The sequence below is a fragment of the Nitrococcus sp. genome, from assembly GCF_059432795.1.
The window spans coordinates 1-2951 of sequence record NZ_JBXWZQ010000041.1 but is presented as its reverse complement, the minus strand read 5'-3'; the positions used below and the strand labels follow the sequence as shown (position 1 = coordinate 2951).

The following is a 2951-nucleotide window of genomic DNA, read 5'->3' as shown; positions in this document are numbered from 1 at the left end:
ACCGCCTGGCCCTGGGTGCCGTCGCCGAACTGGTTCTGGCCGTCGCGGTTGGCGGCGACACCTTCGTCCGAGGCGAGGGCGGAACCGTAGCCGCTCAGGTTGTCGTCGCCGCGGGTGTGGTGGCTCTTGTTGCCGGTGATCCCGGTGACGCCGCTCACTGTGCTGCCGGTGTCTGCCCGGATGACGACGTCGCCGCCCTGGCCGGAGCCGTAGGCCGCGCAGCCCCAGGGGGCGATGCCGGTGAGGCACAGAGCCTGCAGAACGTCCGTGGTGGCGCGCACGTAGCGCAGCGGGTCCCGGCGCTCCTCGCGGGCGTTGGTGAGCTGCCAGTACCCCGGATCGACGCCGCCGCGGTCCATCTCTTTCGCCATCCACGGCACCTGCACCAGCCAAAGCTGGTTGGTGTGCTGGCATTCCGCGCGCTCGTCCTTGGTCGCCAGCTCAGAACAGTCCTGAACCGGCGCCATCAATCGCGCCAGGTTGGCGGCGTTCTTGTCGTCGCGGTCCTGCATCGATTTAAGCGCGACGTAGGTGGACTCCGAGACCTCAGCGCCGTCCGGCATGATGACCGTGTTGCCCGCGCATCCCGCAACCAGCAGCACAAGTCCCAGAATTCCACCCAGGCGAAGCCCGCGTTGATAAGCCATAGCGTTACTCCTGTTTTCCAAGCTGCCGGAACCACGAGATCGCCGCCCACATCAGGCCCTCGAACGCGACCAGGACCACGATCATCTCGTTGATCCAGTTGATGACGGCTTGCGGATCGATGGTGTAGCCGGCGTAAATGGCCAGCATCGCTATCGCGCGCACCGCGTTGGCGATGTGCGTTTTCTTGCCCTTGAGTGCGTCAGTGATCATGCGCTTGCCTCTCGATGGTCAGAGTGAACGGCCCCATGCCGTAATGCTCCATCAGCTTGTCGAAGGCGGCGGACGAGTTCATGACCGCCCACTTGCCGCCCACCAGGCCGCGATACATGCCGACGACGATGCAGCCTGCGACGTCGTCCATGGTGTTGCCCTTGTGGAACAGGATGTAGGTCCGCCCCGGCACGTCGCGCACGTGGATGGCGTCGTAGCCGCCGCGATAGTAGGGCCGCGGCTCGCACTCGTAGCGGCCCTCGGGGATGCAGCTCACGCGCACCCGGTTGTCCAGCCAGGGGCGCTCCACGGTCCACAGCTTCATGCCCTCGACCCACAGGTGACCGAAGGTGCCGAACTCGTCGTCGTACAGGTAGCGGGTGAGAGTCAGGTCCATGCCGCTCAGATCAGCATCGCCGGAACGACAAGCGCCGCGACCAGCACGGCCACGGCGCCCCATCCCACAACACGGATCCGGTTCTCGTCGCTCATTCGGTAGCCAGCTCCGCCAGGGCCGCGTCGATCAGCTCTTCTGCCCCCGGCAGCTTCTGTTTCGGATCGACCTCTCCTGGCAGGTTCTCACGCAGCATGTGGAGCTTTCCGCGGTCGCCGTCGGCGACGGCCGAATTTACTTGCTGCTGCAGCCAGATCGCGTTCACCCGCACCGGGTCCTCCTGGTGCGTCGCCTTCAGCTCGTCGAGCTGCTCGGGCGCCATGTCCTTCAGGCTCTCGGCGAACACCGCCAACTCCTCGCGCTGGGTGGCTTCCTCGCTGCGCTTGAGCTGCTCTGCGCGCAGGGGCTTCATGACATTCTGGCGGGTGTGGCAGTTGTCCTCGGCCTCCGCCAGGCGGATCAACTGGTCCGTCGTGTACAGCGGGTTGCCGGCCTCGTCGCGCTCGCCGACCGCCTTGATGACCACACTGGCGTTCTCGTCCAGCAGGTCCAGCAGCGGGTCGTCGGATTCCACCGGCGCCGGTGCCGGCTGGGGGCTCGGCCGCAGGTGCGGCGGGAGTTCGTTCTCCTCGAAGATCCGGGTCTCGCCCGGGGCGAGGGCGACGTTGTTGATGAACATCAGCGTCGCCCCGTGATTCGTGATCGGTTTCGTGCTCACTTTAGTACCTCCGTCAGGCGGGGCGGCGGTCCCTCACCGCCCCGCGGTCGGCTTCAGTTTCGGGTATTAGATCGTCCGCGCCTCGCGGGCGGAGTCGCTGTACAGCATGATCGCCGTGGTCGCCCGCTTGAGCTGCGACGGGGTGTGCACCACAATGGTCTGGTCGCCGTAGGCTTCCTTCTCGCCGGTGAACTCGCCGTCGCTGTTGCGGGCGTTCTCGAGCTGGCCCATGGACCAGGGCTTCATCATCCGGAAGCGGGTGGTGCCGCGCTCGCCGATCAGGGCGTAGCGGTCCCCCATCCACAGCCCGGGGGCCGAGGTGTTGAAGTTCGGCACGCCCTTGATCCGTCCCAGGCTCCCGTCCGTGCTCAGGTCAGTGCCCGGCCGCCGGAAGTTGGCCGCGAACCGCTTGGCCTGCTCGACCTGGTTGGCGTAGGTCTCGCTCATCAGGCCGTAGTTCGGCATGTGGAAGCGCTGGTCCTGCACCACGGTCTTGCGCAACCCGTAGCGATACAGGAATTTGTCCCAGTGATCCTCTGCCGAGGCGCTGCCCAGGTCCGTGTCGAACGCGAACACGTTGGTAACGCGGGAGTAGCTGATGGTGAAGGCCGTGCCGTTGGCCGGCACCTGCACCGCGCCCGCTTCGTCCGTGAGGTAGATCTCGCCCAGGTCGTAATCCAGCACGTAGTACGTGCCGGCGCTCTGGGTGCCGGTGCCGTCGTACTCCTCCAGCTCGACGCTGTTGTAGGTGACGGTCACCGGGTTGATGGTGTTGCCGATCTGGGAGCCCTGCAGGTCGTACAGCTTGCGGGGGCGCACCACCGGGAAGTTCGCGAGCACGAACAGGTTCAGGGTGTCGTCCGCCTGCAGCTCCAGGTTCTCGTCGGCCACCGCCACGGCGCCGTACTCGTGGGACGAGCCCAGCACCCGGTTGAAGATCAACTGCTCGGTGTCCTCACCGACGATCCGCACCGCGTTGCG

Annotated in this window: 5 protein-coding genes; all 5 read right to left on the bottom strand. The window is 66.2% G+C overall.

What is annotated here, in order from left to right; translation table 11 throughout:
- The coding region (locus AC52Q4_RS03470) for a hypothetical protein (RefSeq protein ID WP_495535410.1) at positions 1 to 647 on the bottom strand (647 nt) is incomplete at its 3' end.
- Between the two features lie 4 nt (positions 648 to 651).
- A complete protein-coding gene (locus AC52Q4_RS03465; protein WP_495535409.1) occupies positions 652 to 858 on the bottom strand; it encodes a hypothetical protein in 207 nt (68 codons plus the stop codon).
- Complete coding sequence (locus AC52Q4_RS03460) at positions 848 to 1255, bottom strand: DUF5675 family protein (protein ID WP_495535408.1); 408 nt, start codon at positions 1253 to 1255, stop codon at positions 848 to 850. The genes AC52Q4_RS03465 and AC52Q4_RS03460 overlap by 11 nt, the downstream gene beginning before the upstream one ends.
- A 91-nt stretch (positions 1256 to 1346) precedes the next feature.
- Positions 1347 to 1970 carry a hypothetical protein gene (locus tag AC52Q4_RS03455; protein WP_495535407.1) on the bottom strand — a complete coding sequence of 208 codons (624 nt, stop codon included), beginning with the start codon at positions 1968 to 1970 and terminating at the stop codon, positions 1347 to 1349.
- Between the two features lie 66 nt (positions 1971 to 2036).
- On the bottom strand, positions 2037 to 2951 hold a 915-nt coding region (locus tag AC52Q4_RS03450), incomplete at its 5' end, for a hypothetical protein (protein ID WP_495535406.1).

What these genes read in the sequence shown, in the direction of transcription:
- AC52Q4_RS03465 (WP_495535409.1), bottom strand. Translation starts at nt 858, where the DNA reads ATGATCACTGACGCACTCAAGGGCAAGAAAACGCACATCGCCAACGCG.
- AC52Q4_RS03460 (WP_495535408.1), bottom strand. Translation starts at nt 1,255, where the DNA reads ATGGACCTGACTCTCACCCGCTACCTGTACGACGACGAGTTCGGCACC.